The sequence below is a fragment of the Rhodopseudomonas telluris genome, from assembly GCF_042432815.1.
GTDB classification, from domain to species: domain Bacteria; phylum Pseudomonadota; class Alphaproteobacteria; order Rhizobiales; family Xanthobacteraceae; genus Rhodopseudomonas; species Rhodopseudomonas telluris.
The window spans coordinates 38,192-58,532 of sequence record NZ_JBHLWM010000012.1 but is presented as its reverse complement, the minus strand read 5'-3'; the positions used below and the strand labels follow the sequence as shown (position 1 = coordinate 58,532).

Genomic DNA, 20,341 nt, shown 5'->3' with positions numbered 1-20,341 from the left:
GCGTCAGAGCGCGCCGCGCAGCGTGAGCCAGACCGAACGGCCCGGCGCGATGAACACGAACGGCGAGTTGCTACGATAGAACGCGTCGTAATAGGTCGTGTTGAAGATGTTGTTGACCGAGAGCTTCGCGGTCATGTGCTTGTCGACCTTGAATTCGACGAAGCTGTCGAACCGCCAGTGCTCCGGCAGCACGTTGCCGTTGATGGCGCCGAACGTGCCGCCGTAGATCTTCGAGGCGTACACGGCCTGCCCGCCGACTTCCCAATGGTCGTCGAACTTGTACTTGGTAAGCAGGTTGAACGACTGGTGTGCGATGTTGGCGAGCTTGGCGCCGACCTGGGTCGGATCGACCGACTGCAGCACCTCGCTCTCCATCAGCACCAGCCCGCCGAACACGCTCCAGCGCTCGGTGATCTTGCCGGCGGCTTCGAGATCGATGCCGCGCACGCGATAGACGCCGGTGGCCAGGATGTTGTTGCCGACCGTTTCTCGGGCGTTCGACTTCTCGGTCTGGAACAGCGAGCCGGTCAGCAGCAGATGCCGGTCGAACAACTCCCATTTGGTACCGACTTCGACGGCCTTGTTCTGCTCGGGCGACAGCGCCTGGAACGTCGTATTGTTGACGACGAGGCCGCCATAGGCGGTGCCCGAGGCGTCGAGCTCGGCGCCGACCGGATTGGTCGAGGTCGCATAGGCCGCATACAAGCTGGCATAGGGCAGCGGCTTCACCACCGCGCCGAGATTGTAGTTCCACATCCCGGACTGCACGCCGGTCGTCGTCGTCGCGGTGTGGCCGTTGATGTTGTAGTCGTCGTAGCGCAGCCCGCCGTTGAGGATGACGACATCGTTCCAGTTCGCCGTCTCGATCAGATAGGCGGACTTGGTGTCGACATTGATGAAGGTCGGGTTGTAGGCGCGTTGGGGCTGGCTCGCGAACTCGAACTCGTTCGGCGGCGACAGCAGCGGGACAGTGATGCGGCCGCCGGTCTGGAAACCGGTCAGCTCCGACGTCAGCCCCGCATAGGTGTCGCGCATCACGCTTTCGCGCGACACTTCGGCGCCGCCGATCAGCGTGTGCTTCACCGGCCCGGTATCGAATTTGTAAGTCAGGTCGGTCTGGTTGGCGAGCACGTTGGTGACCTGATAGCGGCTCTGCGACGCGAGCTGCACCGTCGTGGCGGTCGGATTGCTCGGCAGCGTGCCGATATAGTCGAGCACCGACCGGCCGGCGCGCGACCGATTGCTCAACGTCAGGTCCGGCGTGATCGCGAACTCGCCGGTCACGGTGCCGAAGTCCTGCTGGGCCTTCTGGAAGTCGCGATTGACGAAGCCGTAATAGGTCTCGCGCGGCACGTTCACGCTGGTGGAGGGAAGCCGCAGCGCGGTGTTGTAGGGGACGCCGAAATCCGGCAGGCCGCTCAGATCGGTGTGGACGTAGTTGGCGCTGACCTTGATGGCGTCGGTGGGCGTCCACTTGATGGCACCCATCGTGCCCCAGCGGTCGTCATTCACATAGTTGCGGCCGGCGACATTGGCCTGCTGATACAGGCCATCGACACGCACGGCGAGCGTCGGGCTCAGCACCTGGTTGACGTCGACCGTGACACGCTTGGTGGCGTCGGTACCAAAGGTGGTCTCCGCCTTGGTGAAATTGCCCGAGGTGGTCGCCTGCTTGGTGACGATGTCGATCGCACCGCCGGCGGTGCCGCGGCCGGCCATGGTCGACGCCGGACCGCGCAGAATCTCGACCTGCTCGGTGAAGAAGTTCTCGCGGATCGACACCGCGGGATCGCGGATGCCGTCAATGAACACGTCGTTGCGCGCGTCGAAGCCGCGGATGAAGAAGCGGTCGCCGAACGCGTTGCCGCCCTCCCCGGTGCCGAGCGTCACGCCGGCGGTCGAGCGCGCCACGTCGCGCAGCGAAGTCGCGTTCTTGTCTTCCAGCACTTCCTTGCTCAGCACCGTGACGGTGCGCGGCGTATTCAGCAGCGGCTCGGTGAACTTTGTGCCGGACAGGCGGTCGACCTTGTAGGGCGCGGCCGCGTCCGCATACGGATTGGCGTCGGCCGACAGCGCGCCGGCGTTGGGGAACGGCACTGGGGACACCGGCGTCGGCTGCGCGCGCCGTGCTGCGCGGCGCAGCGCGGTCCGCGCGCGGACCTGGTCTGGCGTGGGCGTCGCCGCGGGCCGCGGCCGTGCCACCGGCGCATCAACGGTGACGGCGGGCAGATTAGATTGTTGCGCTTCGGCACCGCCGATCGACGCCACCGCGATCATTCCGGCGACGGCCGACACCTTGCGGCCGTAATGACTGTCCAACTCGTCGTTGAAGCTTCGGATCGATGCTTCAGCGCGCAACGACCTAGGCGCCTTCGTCCCCGCGATAATCGACGCACTCATCTGCCACAGCCCCCGAAAATTGCAGTTGGTAATTACCTGCAGTTTTCAGTGGTATCGGCCGCAAAATTGAGGGTCAACGCGCGCGCGCCTTTGTCGCGCTGGAATCGTTCAAGATCAAAACGGTTCTAAACAATCACCTCCGGAAACATCCGGAGGTATTTGCTCATCGCGACACGAATTGCTGAGAAGCTGAGCAACGGCAATATCTTTGTGCGTCGAGGCCGGGTAATCAGATAGTGTCGACCAGCATCGCTTCACATCGACATCAAGAGGCGCGCTTACTCCTCCGTCGGGCTCGGTGGCTTCATCAGCGAAAACAGTTCGTCGACCGTCTGCTGCGCCGTCAGGCGCACGCGCTCGGTGTCGAGGGCGCCCGCGATCCGGACGCCAGCCACCACCGCGCGGATCTCGTCGCGAAACTCGGTGAGAAATCGCAGCGGGTCGGCCTGATCGTTGGCGACGCGTGCGATCAGACCGGTGATCAGGATCTGGCAGGCGATCATCCGCCCGTTCAGCTCTTCCATTTCCCTCTCCGGACCGCCCCTGTGAGATGTGCCAGACGGGACGTACCGGGGGTATGACCGACAGCCGCCCACCTGACAATTGGAACAGTTCTCAACTGACCACCACGCGTCGCGCGGTGACAGAAGCGAGGTTTCGGCCTCGGCAAAAGCAACGCGGTCCGGGCACCAGCGTCACCCTCCCGGACCGGGACCCGACCGGACCGGTCTCAATGCACGCATCGCGTGTTCCGCCCCGGTTTTCGCGGCGCTTCATGAAGCTTTGGCAATGTAGCAGAAACTCAAGTGTTATTGTGTTTACACTGTTGCCGCACGCAGTTAGTTGCAGAAGAAACCCTCATCGCCGCTTGGGCTGAACGGCGTTTGTCCGTGTGACTTCCGGCGGCGAAAGCATCGGATCGGTCATGAGCAATCCCCGCACCCTCCGCCGGGTGGTCACCGTTCTCGCAATTCTCGGAGCGGCCGGCGCCGGCACCTGGGGCTGGCAGCATTATCGGGTCGGTTCCGCCGGCCAGCAGGCGGCCGGCTCGGAAGCCGGGCAAAACCCCGGCAAGGCCAGCGGGCCCGCCGTGCCAGTGACCATCGCCACCGTGCAAAAGGGAAGCTTCCCGCTCTATCTGAGCAGCCTCGGAACCGTGCAGGGCTTCAACACCGTCGTGGTCCGGACCCGTGTGGACGGCCAGATCGACCAGATCGGCTTCAAGGAAGGCCAGATCGTCAAAGCCGGTGACCTGATCGCCCAGATCGATCCCCGCCCGTTCCAGGCCGCGCTCGATCAGGCCAAGGCCAAGAAGGCCCAGGACGAGGCCAGCCTAGCCAACGCCCAGCTCGATCTCAGCCGCTCCGTCCGGCTCGGTGAGTTCGCCACCAAGCAGCAGACCGACACTCAGCGCTCGACGGTGCAGCAGCAGACCGCGCTGCTGCAGGCGGACGACGCCGCGATCGCCAACGCCCAGACCCAGCTCGATTACGCCAGCATCCGGGCGCCGATCTCGGGTGTCACCGGCATCCGTCAGGTCGACAAGGGCAATATCGTCAATGCCGCCACCCAGACCGGCATCGTCACGATCGCCCAGATCGAGCCGATCGCGGTGATCTTCACCGCGCCGGAGGAACGCGTCTCCGACATCAACAAGGCGCAGGCGGCGCACCCGCTGCAGGTGATCGCACTGTCCACCGACGGCAAGACACGCCTGTCGGAGGGCATGCTGTCTGTGGTCAACAACCAGGTGGATTCCAACAGCGGCACGGTGCGGCTCAAGGCGGTGTTCGACAACAAGGACCACGCGCTGTGGCCGGGCCTCGCGGTGTCGACGGAACTGCTGATCAAGACGCTCGACGACGTCGTCATGGCGCCGAACGAGGCGATCCAGCACGGCGCGGACGGCCTCTATGCCTATGCGGTCGATGCCGACAACAAGGCTCAGGTGCGGAAGCTGCAGGTCGGGCCCAGCAACGACCGCAACACCGTGGTCGAGCGCGGGCTCGAGCCCGGCGACCGCGTGATCGTCGGCGGCCAGTACAAGGTGAAGCCCGGTTCCACGGTGGCGTTCAAGGTCGCCGACGGCCAGCCGCCTCCCGCGCCCACCACCGGATCGGCCGCCGGCGGAGCCCGCTGACATGGACGGCGGCATCTCCTCTCCGTTCATCCGCTATCCGATCGCCACCTCGCTGCTGATGGCCGGCATTCTGTTCGTCGGCCTGGTCGCCTACCCGATGCTGCCGGTGGCGCCGCTGCCGCAGGTCGACTTCCCGACCATCCAGGTTTCGGCGAGCCTGCCGGGCGCCAGCCCCGAGACCATGGCGTCCTCGGTGGCGCAGCCGCTGGAGCGGCAGTTCGCCCAGATTCCCGGCGTCGCCCAGCTGACCTCGACCAGCTCGCTCGGCAGCACCGCGGTGACCATCCAGTTCGATCTCAGCCGCGCCATCGACGGTGCCGCCAACGACGTGCAGGCCGCCATCAACGCCGCCGGCGGCCAGTTGCCCAAGACGCTGCCGAGCCCGCCGACCTATCGCAAGGTCAACCCGGCCGACTCGCCGATCCTGCTGCTGTCCGCAACCTCCGACACGCTGCCGCTGATCGAGGTCAGCGACGCGGTCGACGCCCAGCTCGCCCAGCAGATCAGCCAGATCACCGGCGTCGCCCAGGTGCTGATCGGCGGCCAGCAGAAGCCGGCGATCCGGGTCCAGGTCGATCCGGCCAAGCTGGTCGCCAAGGGGCTGTCGCTCGAGGACGTCCGCACCCGCATCGGCATCACCACCGTCGACGCCCCCAAAGGCAATATCGACGGAGCCAAGCGCAGTTACACGATCTACGCCAACGATCAGCTGACCCGCGCCAAGGACTGGAACGACGTCATCATCGCCTACCGGAATGGCGGGCCCTTGCGCATCCGCGACATCGGCCAGGCGGTCGCCGGCCCCGAGGACGCCAAGCAGGCCGCCTGGGCCAATGGCAAGCGCGGCGTGTTCCTGGTGATCTTCAAGCAGCCCGGCGCCAACGTCATCGACACCGTCGACAAGATCAAGGCGCAACTGCCGCGGCTCGTCGCCGCGATTCCGCCGGCGGTGAAGATCGACGTGATCAGCGACCGCACCCAGACCATCCGCGCCGCCGTCGAGGACGTGCAGTTCACGCTGCTGCTGACCATCGCGCTGGTGGTGATGGTGATCTTCCTGTTCCTGCGCAACGTCTGGGCCACCATCATCCCGAGCGTTACCGTGCCGCTCGCGTTGCTGGGCGCCTGCGCGCTGATGTGGGCGGCCGGCTATTCGCTCGACAATCTGTCGCTGATGGCGCTGACGATTTCGGTCGGCTTCGTGGTCGACGACGCCATCGTGATGCTGGAGAACATCACCCGCTATATCGAGGAAGGCGAAACCCCGATGGCGGCGGCGCTGAAGGGCGCCGGCGAGATCGGCTTCACCATCGTGTCGATTTCGATCTCGCTGATCGCGGTGCTGATCCCGCTGCTGCTGATGGGCGGCATCATCGGCCGGCTGTTCCGCGAATTCGCCGTGACGCTGGCGATGACCATCGTGGTGTCGCTGGTGGTGTCGCTGACGCTGACGCCGATGATGGCCTCGCGCTTCCTGCGCAACGAGCACGCCGTGAAGCACGGCCGGCTCTACGAGCTCAGCGAGCGCGGCTTCGACGCCATGCTGCGCGCCTATGAGCGCGGGCTCGACATCGTGCTGCGCTGGCGCCTGACCACGCTGATGGTGTTCTTCGCCACGGTCGGCCTGTCGGTCTATCTGTTCATGGTGATCCCGAAGGGCTTCTTCCCGCAGCAGGACACCGGCCTGATCACCGCCGCGTCCGAAGCCGCGCAGGACATCTCCTTCGCCGACATGATGAAGCGCCAGGAAGCGCTCGGAAAGATCGTCCAGGCCGATCCCGATGTCGCCAGCGTGGCGATGTCGATCGGCGGCTCGGGCAGCGCGCTCAACACCGGCCGCATGTTCATCACGCTGAAGCCGCGTGACCATCGCGACGCCAGCGCCCAGCAGATCATCGCCCGGCTGCGGCCGAAGCTCGAGCAGGTCGAGGGCGCGCGGCTGTTCATGCAGGCCGCGCAGGACGTCCGGCTCGGCGGCCGGCCGACCCGCACGCAGTTCGAATATACCCTGCAGGACGCCAATCTCACCGAGCTGAACGAGTGGGCGCCGAAGGTGCTGGCCAAGCTGCAGACGCTGCCGCAGCTGCGCGACGTCGCCAGCGACCAGCAGACCGAAGGCACCACGCTGACGCTGACGATCAACCGCGACACCGCCTCGCGCTTCGGCATCCAGCCGCAGCTGATCGACGACACGCTGTACGACGCCTTCGGCCAGCGCCAGGTCGCGCAATACTTCACCCAGACCAACTCGTATCACGTCATCCTGGAGGTGCTGCCGGATCTGCAGGGCAAGGTCGAGTCGCTGGACAAGATCTACATCACCTCGCCGACCACCGGCGACGCGGTGCCGCTCTCGGCCTTCGCGAAGTGGACCACCGTGCCGGTGCGGCCGCTGTCGATCGCCCACCAGGGCCAGTTCCCCGCCACCACGATCAGCTTCAATTTGGCGTCCGGCGCCGCGCTCGGCCAGGCCACCGAGGCGGTGCAGCGCGCGATGGCCGAGATCGGCGCACCGCAGACGCTGAACGGCAGCTTCCAGGGCACCGCGCAGGCGTTCCAGCAATCGCTCGGCACCGTGCCGCTGCTGATCCTCGCCGCGCTCGTCGTGGTCTATCTGATCCTCGGCATCCTCTACGAGAGCTACATCCACCCGCTGACGATTCTGTCGACCCTGCCCTCCGCCGGCGTCGGCGCGCTGGCGATCCTGATGCTGTTCGGCTTCGACTTCAGCCTGATCGCGCTGATCGGCGTTATCCTGTTGATCGGCATCGTCAAGAAGAACGGCATCATGCTGGTCGACTTCGCCATCGCGGCCGAGCGCGACGAGCATCTCGACCCCGAGCAGGCGATCCGCAAGGCGGCGCTGCTGCGCTTTCGCCCGATCATGATGACCACGATGGCTGCATTGCTCGGCGGCGTGCCGCTGATGCTCGGCACCGGCACCGGCTCGGAAATCCGCCAGCCGCTCGGCTACGCCATGGTCGGCGGCCTCGCCGTCAGCCAGGCGCTGACGCTGTTCACCACGCCGGTGGTCTATCTCTATCTCGACCGCCTCTCCAACGCCCTGACCAACTGGGGCCGCGGCCGCCGTTCGAACGAGCCCGGCACCGCGCACGGCGAGGTGAAACAGGCCGCGGAGTGAGGGCCTCTCGGTTTGTCGATTTTAGCGGCCCGCAAAGTCGGCAAGCCCCTTGCAGGGACGGGCCGACCCCGCTAGAAGTCGCCCCCATCCGAGCCGCCGGGCCGGCCCGATTCACCCCGCCCCCGGCTCGACCCTAAGTGCCTTGGCTTTGCCGGCATTTTCGGTGGGGAATGGTGTAACGGTAGCCTAACGCACTTTCGGCTAACCCGTTGATTTTGCTTAATCCATTTTGCAATCTCCGTTATCAGATTCCTTCTGCAGCCCACAGCGTTTCGAAGGTTTGCAAAACTTCGCCGGTGTCGGTCCTGGACCGAATGCGATCTTGCCAAGCTGGCACGACGTAAGCCTGCGCCGCCTGCGTCCCGAAAGCAGTGCTCGATCAAATATGGCCAGATGAAGAACGATTTTCTTACGCTTTCGGACGCGCTTTCTCGTTTGCTCACATCATAATCCGAGGGAAATTCGGGGAAGGCTTGAGTATGGGTTTAGCTCATGCGTCAGCGGCTCCGCGCTGCGCCTCGCCGCCCGGCAAGATCATTGTCCCATCAATGAAGCGGCTCTGCTAGCGGCTGACTGATCAGCAATGCCGCCGATTGGGAGGGGAATCTAATGGACCAAAAGCGATATCACGCGCAGCGTTGGAGGCCGGACTTAGATGAATTTCTTCTTCATAGCACCCATCAATCAATAAATCGGTTGAGGTGGGTGCATCGTCAGTTGGCAGAAAAGGCCGGGGCCGAACACGATTATGATCGTTTGAGTTATGAGGAGATTAGTCCTCACGAGGAGAATGCCCCTAACGATTGGATCGCTATCGAAGTTCCGGCATTGCGCTCAACCCTAAATGCGCTTCGTGATCTGGTGAAGAGGATCGCAGAGGATCGATTGACGGAAAGATCAGTCCGATCCTACGGCGAACTCAAGGTATTTGCTGGTCGCACTTCCATTCTCAGGGGATATGTTGACCGTTTTCGGAGCGAACCGATCATCGAAACTGCAGATCCGTTTGTGCTGCAGATGATTATGAAGCTTCCGAATAATGATCAAATTCTTCGTGAAAATGGTGCGCACTTCGGCATTCACTATCATTATCTCAATCACAATAAAAAGCGCTCGGAAACCGTCTTGTGCTTCAAGGATGAGGACAAATTTCCCCTGTATCATGAGCCGCATGCTGTGAAGAAGGCCAAGTTCCTTGCTCGACCCGAACGCTGGCAGGAAGAAAAGCGACGATCCGTTTATTCGGTGTTGGAGCCGGAGCTAAGCGCATTTGCGATCACTGAATTTCGGCAACCACGATCAAAGGCCTCCATAGTGTGGAAGAAAGGGGCCGCAACGATCGCAGACCTTTAGGGCTACAATTGTGTCGGACTCATCAGATTAACTCGCCTGGGTCCCAAGCAGCCTCAGTGTGGACATTCATGTCCAGTCCAAGCCGGCCCGGGTCGGTGACGAAAAGATAGTGCCAAACCCCCTGCGAACCGAGCCGGGTTACGGCTTCGGCCCACCGGCGCGCCGCCTTGGACTTGGTGTCGGCATCGTCATTGGCTTGGCCCTTGATCTCCACGATCACGTTTGCGCCCTTGTCAGTCACAGCGATGAAGTCGGGAAAGTACTTTGCGGGCAGACCGCGGCGACGGTACGGGATGGAGAAGCCAAGACGGTCATTTTTCACCCATTTCTGGACGCCGGGATGCGTGTCGAGGATGAAGGCGGCGCTTTGCTCCCATCTCTGCGTATCCGCCACCATCGCGTTCAGGTGGCAATGAGTGACGGGATAAATCGGCTTCGTCGTGTGGAAATCGACATGGAGGGTGCTGCCGCGTCCCGTCGCGCCTTGCGGGATTATCGCGACCTCGGCGTCGGTCGTTGACGCTCCCTTCTTGATCGCGTCGAGCAGAGCGGCGACGGACGCCTGCATATACTCGCCGACGAGAAGCACGTCGCAGGGCTGGCTATCGCCCTTCCGCTCTAGCTTCTCGGCGAGGAAACGCTTGGCGGCGAAGGCCACACGGGGGAATAGCTGCTGCACCGGCACAGCCGCGGCGCCGTTGTCCGCCTGCCATCGGACGCAGATTTCTCGCGCCAGCCGGAAGGCCACTTGCTGGTCGCGAAAGAGCGCGCGCCAGTCCTTTAGAGAAAGCACGGGCTTCTCGCCGGGACCGTAGGCGGCGAGTGAGCCGTCGGGCGTGGTGAGTGGGGTCAGCTCGACGAGCTGCGGGATGTCCATCGGGTCAATTGTGACCTTCGACACCTGGCTCCACTCGACCGAAATGTCGAGACTTCCCGATTGATGGTAGCCCGTCACGATGGGAAAGCTGATCTCATATTCGGCCTTCTCTGGTACCGAGAAGATGTGATTTGGGTCCGGCCTGGGTGGTTCAGGTCCGACAGGGCCGACCTTGAACGGGATCAACTCGAACGGCACGCCGAAGACCTTGGCGGTCTCTTCGGCGAACATCTGCGTTTCCTCATTCAGCGCGTAGCTCTTGCGTCGCAGGGCACGGCCCACGACCTGCTCGCAGAGAAGCTGCGATCCGAACGGGCGAAGGCCGACGATGTGGGTCACCGTGTTGGCGTCCCATCCTTCCGCGAGCATGGCGACCGAGACAATGCAGCGCACGTCGCGCCCCGGCGGAATGCGTTCGTCTATCCACTTGAGCGATCCATCGTTGTCGTCGCTGGCCGCCTTGTCGTTGTGCTTGCGAACGAGTTCGGACCAGTCTTCGGGCACCTTGCCGCCGGGCCATTCGGCCTTGCCGACGGTGTCCAAAATGAAACGCAAACGGCGGGTCTCGTCTTTCGTGCCGCCGGCCTCGATGTCCTCAATCACCTTTGAGTCGATCCGGACGGTCACCTCCTTGCCGGGCGCGTTCCGGAAGTAAGCCGGCGAGACGCCGTAGCCGTCGTTGCCGTTGGCGAGCCAAGAATGAGCCTCCCGGGCGACGGCCGTGTCGCGGCAGACCACGATGAAAACCGGCGGGACAGGATGCTTCTGCTGCTGTTTCGAGAATTGCTCCCATTCAAGGAAGCGCTGATGCCAATCGGCGGCCAAAATGTTCATGGGAGCGCTGGCATAGTTCATCACGATCTCGGGCGTGATCGTCGTACCTAGGCCGTCTTCCAAGGCCTTGGCCTGTACCCACCGCCAGATGTTGAAGTAGGCCGCCTCGGCTGCCCCGGTTACGTCGCGAGCTGGAAGCTGGGGAATCTTCACAAGGCCGGACTCGATCGCGTCGAGCAGGCCGAAATCTGAAACGATCCAAGGGAACGGCTTGCCGACGTCGTTTCCCGAACCCTGAATATAGAACGGAGTCGCCGACAGATCGACGCAGAGGTTGATGCCACGTCTCCGGCTGCCGCCTGCAAGTTTGTGGATGCGATCCAGTCCTTCGATCCAGATGGTCGCTTCGCGGTCGTTCTTGCTGGCGAGGTCCTTGTCCTCGTCGAGAGTCTGCTCCTCCGTTGCGGCGTCACCGCGGCGATAGGCGTGGTGCGCCTCGTCGTTGAAGATCAGCCAATGCGAGCTTCGCCCTTTGCCGCTGCCAAGCTCGCGCCGGATACGCTTGAACCAGGCTGCATCGGACTCGAAATACCTCGTCTCGACGGTCTGGTTCGCCTTGCCGGCGTTCTTCACAACCTCGACCGGCTCGCCGGTTTTCACCACCTTGGCGGAGTCGCCGTTGACGGTATTTGTCTCCTTCTTCGCGAGACGATGCCAGTTGGCAATCATCACCTCGCCACGGCGCAACTCCTCCATGCGATGGGGCGGCACTAATTGCCGGGTTCGATATAGGCTCAGGTCCCCCAGCGCAGGGTCTAGTTCCTGCAACCGCTCGCGGATGGTGACGTTCGGGCAGACCACCAGGATGGTGTCGGAGAAGCGATCATCGCGCGGTGACGCGACGCTGTTGAGAATGGACCAACCAGCCAGCATCCCCATCACGGTGGTCTTGCCGGAGCCGGTCGCCATCTTGCAGGCGTAGCGGACAAAGGCACGGTCGCCCGCCGCCTTGGAACCGATGCCGGGTTCGTCCTTCGGAATCTGGGGAATGCCTTTCCGATAAATTTCGGCGGCTTCGGTCAGGAAGATGATCGTCTCCGCCGCCTCGATCTGCGCGAAAAATAGTCGCTGCATCCGGTCGCTATTGCGCCAGAGGTCCAGCAGTTCCTTAGTGATCGGCGAGGCGCCGTCGTAAGCGACGCCTCCGGAGCGTGCGCCCTCCCGCCATTCCTTTACCCGCTCCCGGACGAGATTGACGATCTCAAGCTCGACCTCTTCGCCCTTCACGTCCTTGAAGAGTTCAGCTTGATTTTTGTCCTTCTTCCCGCGTGCGGCATGTTCGGGCACGCGATAGAAATAGCTGGCCCGCCGTCTGCCTTCGGCCTTGACCGGCGGCTTTCCGCGTTCGATCTGCCAATGCTGCGCCGGCTCGCGGAAGGGCGAGTTTATGATCGGCGAGTCAACCTCGGCTACGATCGGCGGCGTCACGAGCGGCCGGACGGCGGACATCAGCATCCCCCCGCCGCGGACTTGACCACCATCAGCTCGTTGCCGCGCTCGTCGATGGCCTTGACGGCGATGCGCTTCTTGTCGCCGAGCACGAATGGTTCGCTCATGGTGCCGGCCAAGTGCTCCCATACACTGTCGCTAAACTGGCCCTTGAGCGACTTCTGCAAATTGTCCCAAGCGCTGGTCTTTGGAAAGAACACCTGCGTCGCCATGAACGCCATGCCGTTGTAGTTGCTGTCGAGCATCCAGCAGGGCAGGTTTTCGGCCTGAATCTCATCGGTTTCCATGGTGTCGGGCCGGAAGATGTCCAAGCCCTTAATGACCACACGATGCAGAGGCGTGCCGTTCCTGTCCTTTCCGGCTTCTTCCAGCGTCACGTCCGGCAGGCCGGTAATGGAAAAGATTTCACTAGCCTTGCTCGTTTTGAGTAGGTCCGACATGACCACGTCCGGCGTAACCGACACGTAGGTCGTCGGCAATTTCAGCTTGTCCAACATTTCGCGAGCCTTTGGGTCGATCGCGAAACCGAACAGGAAAAGCTGCTGGAAGCCCTGCTGCAATGCCTCCGTATGCGCGTCGTAGACGTATTGGGAGCCGATGGCGCCGTCCTCGGGGCCAAAAACGACGGCGATACGCTTGTCTCTTCCGTTTTTAGCCACGCCTTCGGCATGCAGATATTCGCGGTCCGCAAGAGGGCTGATCGCTTCAAGATGCAGAGTCACGTTGCCCGGCAGTTGGAGAGTTTTGCTCTGCCGCAGTACCTCGATCATGCGGTCCAGGTAGGCGCGCGGATTCTCTGAGGTTGTCTTACCCGCTCGCTCGCCGAAATCCTCGTCAAGGCTCATTGCGGCTTGAATCGTGGCTTCTACAGTGAAGGCCCCCGAAACGCGGACAATCCCGTTGGCAATTTCCGGGAGGTCGACCAACGTCACGACTTCTGGATCTTCGTCCTTCGCAAAAGATTTCAGCGTTGTGCGAGGGATAAGCCCTCCGACTTCCTCGCCTTTACGGTTCTTTTTGCGCTCATATACGAAGCCAGCGATTGGCCCCTTAGCAGGCTCCTTGAGCTTGTACCAGGGAAAGGTACTGGTCAGGAGGCGCTGACGAGCCAGCGCTACAGGAACACGTGACGTGTCGCATGTGATCCAGCGGCGGCCCCAATGTTCTGCAACCATCGCTGTTGTGCCGGAGCCGCAACTGATATCAAGAACCAGGTCGCCAGGTCTCGTTGACATCAACATACAGCGGGCAATGGTCTTGGTCGTGGTTTGCACTACGTAGAGCTTGGATTCGTTGAAGCCGCCTGATTGTGTGTCAGGCCAGACGTTATCCAGTGCCTTGGCAGGAAAATTGTTCCAGTGCATTTTCCATGTAAGGCCTGTCTCTCCCGATTTGATGAGCATCCCCTTCTCGGCGAGAGTTTGCATGCCATCTACTGTTGTCTTCCAGTGGCTATTCGGTCCTGGAAAGTATGTCTGGCCGTCGAACACGAAAGGTTGGGGCTCCTTCGCAGCACCTTCGGACGTGAGCGGTCCACGGCGAAAAATTCGCGCATCTGAGGGCAACGGTTTTTCACGTCTGCGTTCCTGCGGCGTCATCCGCCGAATCTCACCGCCGGAAAACTCAAGCCAGATGTAATAAGGGTCATCGGGGTCGGGCTCTGGCTGCGGGACGTACAGCGGCGCATACTCGAGCTTCGCCTTGTCTTTGCCGTACCAAATAATAAAGTCATGGTTCGAAGAAATGAAATTGCCTGAGAATCCGCCTGTTTTCTTGAAAGCGATTTGCGAAACAAAATTTTCCCGTCCGAAAACCTCATCCATGACGGTGCGCACTAGATGGACATTGTCATCTGAGATTTGCAAAAACACCGACCCCGATGGCGTCAACAGCTCTCGCGCGAGGGTCAGGCGGTCTCGCAGATAAGTGAGATAGGAGTGAAGCCCCAACTCCCACGTATCTCGATAGGCCTTCACCATCTCTGGTTCGCGGATCATATTGTCGTCGGACCCGTGACCAACCTTAGTCTTTCGCACGAACGGCTGGAAATTCGACCCGAACTTCACGCCATAAGGTGGGTCGAAGTATATCATCTGGACTTGGCCACCCATGCCCTCGTACTCAAGCAGAGAATTCATCACCTGCAACGAGTCGCCGAGGATGAGGCGGTTGGTCCACGGTCCCTTGTGCTCGTAAGCGTCGAGTTTGTCGGCGACATCGAGGTTGGTGTCGCCGAACAAATCGAGGTTCGTGCCCAGCGCCTTGTGCGACTTCAGCGTCTCCAAAATCGCCTGCGTCGAGTGCCGCTCGTGGACAAACAAAGGCAGCGTGGGAATCGTGATCTGCTGCCGTTCGGCCTTTCCCGCCCAGTTGAGGAAAGGCTTGGTCAGACTGCGCAGGCGGGCGACGCATTGGGACAGGGACGAGAAGCTCTCTCCGTTTCCCTGCCAGACCTGCGGCGAGGCGAAGATCGCGCTCTCTCCCTTTTCCGCGGCGTCGGCGACCAGCGCCAACAACCATTCGGCAAAAGCGCGGTCGTTGCTTTCGTCCCATGATAATTCCGGCGCCAGACTTGAGTCGTAACGATAGGTCTTTGGCTTCTTTTTGTTCGTGAATTGGGCTTCGACTCCTGCATCGGGGCGCTGCACCGCTTCTTGCTTGTGCTGGTAGATTGACGCGTCCGCTCCGGCGTCTTTCGCCATTGCCTTACCTTTGTTGATCTTTGGAGTTTTCTCTTGCGCTTTGAACGTGGTCGTCGCTTCAGCCGGATGTCCGTGCTTGGCCGGGTGGCTCGCTCTGGCAGTCCGAGTGGCGCCTGCACGCACGCCGTCATGCATCTTTCCGGCGTCCGGCTTTCTGGCAAGCGCTCGCCGACCGTAGAGAGAAATCGAACCGCCCCGGCCTCGGCCCGGGACGACCAACCCCTCCTCGACAAGCGCCTCCTTTGTCGACTCATAGGTGCCTTCAGCCCAGCCAAGCGCTTCGCGCAGCTTTCCATTCCCTGCCGAGCCGCCAAGGGTCCGCAATGTCTGGATGAAACGATCTTTCTGCTTTTGACCCGCCATACTGCGATGATCCCTGCTTTCAAATTCGGCATATACGGCGAAAAATTGAGTCGATCCAATTAATCAACGAACAAGTGTAGCAGCTTTCTCAGCGATCCATGATTGACCGGCGAGGCTGGCCGTCTGCCAAAGCTTCACACATTGTTCGCCGGGCGCCCGGAGGTCGCTTTAGGATTCTTCGAGGCGGTCTAGCACTCGTCGCACTTGAACAGCTTTCCACTGACCGGCAGCGCGAGGCGTCGGGACGCCTTGCTGGTTTAGGGCAGCGGCTATGCCGGTTAGTGACGTGATGCCGGTAGCCTGAAGCTCTCGGATGATGGTCGCCATGTCGGAGACCTTGGCATTTACACGCCGCGCGATGGCAGCTCGACCCAGCGCGATCGCCTCGTTCGACAGCGTGACAGGATTGCCGGATCGATCAGCTCGATGCCCACCGAGTCTCACGCCACGAGCCTTAGCGGCGTGCAGAGCTGCCTTCGTACGGGCCGAAATGGCACGCCGCTCCTCTTCCGCCACCATCGCCATGATGCCAATGGTCAACTGGTTCGCGTTAGGCATGTCGGCAGCAACAAACTCCACCCCGGCTTTCTGCAGACCTAAAAGAAAATGCGCATCTCGCGAAAGCCGGTCTAGCTTCGCAATGACCAGCTTAGCCCCGAAAAGTCGACAAGCATCAAGCGCGGCCTGCAACTGAGGGCGGTCGTCGCGCTTGCCGCTTTCAATTTCCGTGAACTCCCGCACCAGTTGCCAGTCGCCGCCGTTGAGAAAGGCGGCCACCGCCGTGCGCTGAGCCTCTAAGCCCAGCCCGCTCTTGCCCTGCTTGTCTGTGGAGACACGATAGTAGGCAACCCACTTGCTTGAAGTTGACATGCCCAATCCATTTACATTCTAATCAATGTTCGTTGACTAGAATGTAAATCGCCCGAGTTTGCATCGTCAACAGCAATCTTACTCCCAATGCTCGGTATCGGGCCGGTGATTGCTTCGCTTCCAACAGCGAGGCTTCTTGTAACGTAGACGAACCGACGGCTGAGATCGTCCGGCGCAGCCAGGATCTGGCGCTGCTTGCCCAGTGCCTCGGATGGCCGACCTCACCGTCATTATCGACATAGTGGTCGATGGATCGCCGATCGCCGTGAGTGGCCGCGATCAACGAGCCTGCCAGCGGCCCGCCTCCCTGCTCTGTCTACTCCAGCATCACCACGCTGATCACCATCGTCCGTCCCTGCGAACGGAAGCGAAGGTCCGACAGCGCGTCGTTGGTGCTCGTCACGAGCTCGCGCACCGGCATCTCGAATTTTTTTGAGACATAGGGGCAGGTACCCGGGCCAGCCGGTCCGAAATCGCATCAACAAAAGAGGCATTTACCTGCCTCTCTTTTCCCTACCCACCCCCTTCGAACAAACGGCGCCACCTCAACAAAGCGCCAATTCAGAGCAACCAACAAAAAGGCCTATTACTCCATGGCTGACGACAACTTGCAACTACGCGCGACACTGACGGCGACCGATGACATGTCGCCGGTCTTGGAACGCGTCCTGAAGAACCTTCGAAAAATCGAGTCTGCAGCTAAGCGCTTCAACACAACCTTCAACAACTTTGGAAAGTCCGGTGTTGCCTCAATGGAGGGATTCGACCGCACGACCAAAGCAGCAACCGCGAACATGCGGGACTTCGCATGGACCACAAGATCCTTTAGCCGATCATATGCGAGCGACTGGAGGAAGGCGACGGAGTCCAGGCTGAACGACGCTCGCCGTCTCTATAACTCGCTCGGAAGGATGGAAGCGGACTACCGTCAACAACTGGAGCGCACGGCGGCTGTTGAACGTCGAGCATCTCGATTGAACTCTGCTCTGCGCCGTCCGGCTCTAGGTAATGCCCGCCTCCCAATCCCATCGGTGCGATCGATCGTTGTCGGTGGAGCGGTCGCCGGTGCGGGAATCGCAAGCGTCATCAAAAAGCGCATTGACACCGAAGCGGCGGAAGTGCGCAGCCAGATCTTCGGCGATTTGAGCAAGGGTGAAACCGCCGAACTTCGCACGAGCTGGGCCGATCGCGCCGGCATCAAGTTCGGCACCGGAACGTCAAAGGCGCTCGACGCCGCTACGGAAGGCCTAAAGGCTGGCATTGCGAAACAATATGCCGGTGAGTTCGGAGATCTTGCTCTGAAGGCGCAAGCTGGTCTGGATATTCCATCGGCCGACGTCGCCAAGCTTCTTGGTCGTCTCTCCACACAGATGCCGTGGAATCAGACTCGCTTCAGCGAGGTCCTGAATGCCGTCGCGGTGGCAAACAATGCGACAGCAGCAGATGGTTCCGAGATCGTCGAGGCCATGCGCCGGTCGCTCTCGTCGCTGGCCTCAACAAAGATGACTCCGGAGCAATTGGCGGCGATCAACGCCACGAACATTTCGCTCGGCGTTCAACCCTTCAAGGCCGGGACGTTCCTCTCGTTTTTGACCTCTCAGATTGCGGGCGCCGAGTCGGCTCACGGTCAGCAGGCCAAAGATTTGGGCGGAGCAGCAAGCGCGCTCGGATTCGGTAGCCGCTCTGCGATGAGTAAGACCATGCGCGCAGATCCGGTGTCCGCAATTCAGCAGATGCTGGACCGTTTAGCCAAATTGCCTGAAGCGGCGCGAACCCGCGTTGCAAAGCAAATCGGTGGCCGGGAGTGGATGGACGAACTGCTGACGATGGTGCTCGGTCGAAACAAGCTCAAGGAAGTGTTGCAAGAGATCAACAGCAAGCCCGACTTTCTCGACAAGACTTTTCTGCAGAAGATCCGGTCGATGGCTGGACGTTGGGCCTCCATCCAAGCGGCTCTCCGGTTAATCTGGGAGAAGATCGGCGCGGGCTTTGAAGTTGCGTTTGATCAAGTGACAGAAGCCATCATCGCGCTGGCGGAACGCTTCAACTTCGAGACGATCAAAAAACACTTCTCCGCTCTCCTTGAAGGCCTTCGCGATGGATTTGAACTGAAAAGTTGGGCCGATCTGGTCAACACCGTAGCCGATCAGCTCGACGCCGGCCCAGTTGCGAAATGGAAGGCCTTCGCTACCGGCTTCGCCGAAGGCATCCGAGAAGCCATCGCAACGATCAAGGACGCTTTTAAGCTCGCGGCCAATGCCATCGGCGGTTCCGACGACGCGAGATCGCTTGGCAAGACCACCGCGAGACTAGCGAGCCTGTTTATCGCGCTCGCTGTACTGAGCCCGATCATTTCCGCCATCGCGTCCAGCATCAACATCCTTGCTGTGTCGATTATGGCATTCGGGGTCGCTCTGAAGGCTCTTGGCCAAAGCCCGATTGGTTTGATTGTCGTCGGGATTCTGGGATTGGCCTTCGCCATCAAGAAATCGCTGGACTACATTTCTGACAGGATCTTTGCCGCGTTCGTGACGCTGGTTGACTCAATCAAGTCCTTGGTCTTCCAGATCATCAACAAGTTGCGCGCATGGGCCGGCCTTCCTCCACTCAGCGAGGGCAAGCGTGCCGGTGCAACAGGCAGCTGGGACGAACCGCACAACGGCGACAAGGTGAAGCCGGAGGCTCAATCGTTGGTCCGCGAAGGCCGTCGTGCTGGAGAAGCTTTCAGAAAGGCTGCATTTATCGATCCGATCGGTGGCCTAAACCGAGAGCTTTTTCATAATGCCGCGCTGAGAGGCGCTGGATATGGCGACTATCCGGTCGGTCCAGCCAGCATCGGCAATCGCACGCTCTACTCCGGTGCAGATCTCGGCACACCATCGCATCTCCTACGCAGTGCCTCAGGCAAACGACTGCCGAAATTCGGCGTCGCCTCCGCCGGAGTAATCAAGCGCGACAAGCTTCCGTCCTTTGCTGGGGCGGGTGGCGTCGTCGGTGAACTAAATAGAGCAGCTTACGATCGCGTGTTCTCCGGCACGGCGCTCGCCGGGAAGTATGACCAGATTGTCGAGGCGGCGAAATCCAACGGTATCGACCCGTCGCTACTGGCAGGTGTGATCGCTCACGAAACGGGGCGAGGTCGCGCCGTTAGTGGAAACAATCCCGGTGGCGTCATGGATCCAGCCACCGGATATGCGCGAAAGCAGCAGTTCGTAGATCTGAATTCGGGGATTAATCGAACAGCTGAAGTCGTCGCCAAAAACTTCAGGAAGGCCGGCGGCAACATTGATACGATGGGCAGACTCTATGCACCTCTCGGTGCCGCAAACGACCCGAACGGCCTAAATGGTAACTGGCCGGCCGGTGTGAAGCGCTTCAAGAATGAGCTCGGCACAGGTCCAACAATTTCGTCCCATGTTGATGCCGGTCTAGCTGATCGACTGGGGTTGCGTGGCAAGGCCAATTTCATGAATGGCCAGTATGGAGCGCCTGGACAGAACCTCGTTCAGATCACGACCCCGTCCGGCAAGAAGGCATGGGTTCATGCCGCCGCGGCAGAGTCCTTCCAAGGGTTCGTCAACGAGCTGGAGAGCTCCGGCTACAAGATCAAAGACTTCGGCGGGCACAGCTATCGCAATAAGCGTGGCGGCGGAGGGCTCTCTCAGCACGCCTACGGCAATGCGATCGACATTAATCGTGATCAAAACCCCTTCACCAGAGGCGGTCTTGTCACTGACATGCCCCAGAACGTCCGCGACCTCGCGGCCAAGTACGGCCTGTCGTGGGGCGGCGACTGGAAGTCGGTCAAGGATGCGATGCACTTCGAGTGGAACGGCACCCAGCCGTGGAAGGACAAGAATGGTCCTGCCGGCGCTGTTCCTCCCAAGGACGTCGTCAAGAATGTCCCAACGCAAAGCGCGATCCGCGGAGACGCGAGCCTTGGACTGAACGGCGGCACAAACCCCGTCAGCATCAACATCAACGGATCGAACCACGATCCGGAGTCGCTCGCGGCTCTGGTGCAGCGTCACATCGAAGAAGCCAACAACTGGCGAACTCACGACACGGCGTCTGAGTACACATGACCAACGGGCCGCTTTCGAGCGGCCCACTCTTTGTCTATTCGCCTGAAAGCAAATTCTTGTTTGTTTGCAATTTCCCTCAAAATCACTTCGCACGAATGCAAATTCCAATGCGGACAGCGGCGCTGT

General features: G+C 61.1%; 9 protein-coding genes. 4 read left to right on the top strand and 5 right to left on the bottom strand.

Annotated elements, in window-relative coordinates:
* Positions 1-3: 3 nt before the first annotated feature.
* Together ACFFJ6_RS24090 and ACFFJ6_RS24085 are read right to left on the bottom strand one after the other, a co-directional pair.
* The gene (locus ACFFJ6_RS24090; RefSeq protein WP_378393164.1) at positions 4-2,385 is read right to left on the bottom strand and encodes a TonB-dependent receptor; all 2,382 of its coding nucleotides are present in this window, start codon (positions 2,383-2,385) and stop codon (positions 4-6) included.
* A 293-nt stretch (positions 2,386-2,678) separates the two neighbouring features.
* A complete protein-coding gene (locus ACFFJ6_RS24085) occupies positions 2,679-2,924 on the bottom strand; it encodes a hypothetical protein (RefSeq protein ID WP_378392712.1) in 246 nt (81 codons plus the stop codon).
* Positions 2,925-3,325: 401 nt separating this feature from the next.
* Here ACFFJ6_RS24085 and ACFFJ6_RS24080 point away from each other — a divergent pair, with 401 nt between their 5' ends.
* From ACFFJ6_RS24080 to ACFFJ6_RS24070, 3 genes are all read left to right on the top strand, one after another.
* On the top strand, positions 3,326-4,540 hold the full coding sequence (locus ACFFJ6_RS24080; protein WP_378392710.1) for an efflux RND transporter periplasmic adaptor subunit: 1,215 nt from the start codon (positions 3,326-3,328) through the stop codon (positions 4,538-4,540).
* 1 nt (position 4,541) lies between these two features.
* Entirely contained in the window at positions 4,542-7,682 is a 3,141-nt protein-coding gene (locus ACFFJ6_RS24075) for a multidrug efflux RND transporter permease subunit (RefSeq protein WP_378392708.1), read from the top strand.
* Positions 7,683-8,291: 609 nt separating this feature from the next.
* A complete protein-coding gene (locus ACFFJ6_RS24070) occupies positions 8,292-9,035 on the top strand; it encodes a hypothetical protein (protein ID WP_378392706.1) in 744 nt (247 codons plus the stop codon).
* Between the two features lie 22 nt (positions 9,036-9,057).
* Here ACFFJ6_RS24070 and ACFFJ6_RS24065 read toward each other — a convergent pair whose 3' ends face one another.
* From ACFFJ6_RS24065 to ACFFJ6_RS24055, 3 genes are all read right to left on the bottom strand, one after another.
* Positions 9,058-12,201: a BPTD_3080 family restriction endonuclease gene (locus ACFFJ6_RS24065; RefSeq protein WP_378392704.1), complete on the bottom strand. Its 3,144-nt coding sequence runs from the start codon at positions 12,199-12,201 to the stop codon at positions 9,058-9,060.
* Positions 12,195-14,897 (bottom strand): site-specific DNA-methyltransferase, encoded by a 2,703-nt coding sequence (locus ACFFJ6_RS24060; RefSeq protein WP_378393162.1) that lies wholly within the window; start codon positions 14,895-14,897, stop codon positions 12,195-12,197. Before ACFFJ6_RS24060 ends, ACFFJ6_RS24065 begins: the two co-directional genes overlap by 7 nt.
* A gap of 531 nt (positions 14,898-15,428) precedes the next feature.
* Positions 15,429-16,130 carry a recombinase family protein gene (locus ACFFJ6_RS24055; protein WP_378392702.1) on the bottom strand — a complete coding sequence of 234 codons (702 nt, stop codon included), beginning with the start codon at positions 16,128-16,130 and terminating at the stop codon, positions 15,429-15,431.
* Between the two features lie 593 nt (positions 16,131-16,723).
* Between ACFFJ6_RS24055 and ACFFJ6_RS24050 the strand changes: the two genes are divergently transcribed.
* Positions 16,724-20,215, top strand: coding sequence for a phage tail tape measure protein (locus ACFFJ6_RS24050; protein WP_378392700.1), 3,492 nt, complete (start codon positions 16,724-16,726; stop codon positions 20,213-20,215).
* Positions 20,216-20,341: the final 126 nt, after the last annotated feature.